Below are 270 nucleotides of genomic sequence, written 5' to 3' on the forward strand. Positions count from 1 at the left end.
CGGCGTGCCGATCATCGCCTTTCCGCGCGGCGCGGGCGAGCGGTATGAGGGGGCCCATGCCGCCATCGGCGCCGACTGCATCGCCGTGGATGACGGCGTGACGGCGGAATGGGTGGCGGATCACGTCCAGACGCGGGGGTGCGTACAGGGCAACCTCAAATCCTCCCACATGGTAACGGGGGGCGACGCGCTCGTCCGGGAAACCCGACGCATCGTCGAGGCGCTGTCAAAGGGGCCGCATATCTTCAATCTGGGTCACGGGATCACCCC

The 270-nt window shown here is 68.1% G+C and carries 1 protein-coding gene; it reads left to right on the forward strand.

Going from position 1 to position 270, the window contains the following annotated elements:
- A partial coding sequence (locus A3764_RS01455; RefSeq protein ID WP_330220505.1) for a uroporphyrinogen decarboxylase family protein occupies nucleotides 1-270 on the forward strand: 270 nt, incomplete at both ends.

The sequence above is a fragment of the Sulfitobacter sp. HI0129 genome (assembly GCF_001635395.1).
Taxonomy (GTDB): domain Bacteria; phylum Pseudomonadota; class Alphaproteobacteria; order Rhodobacterales; family Rhodobacteraceae; genus Sulfitobacter.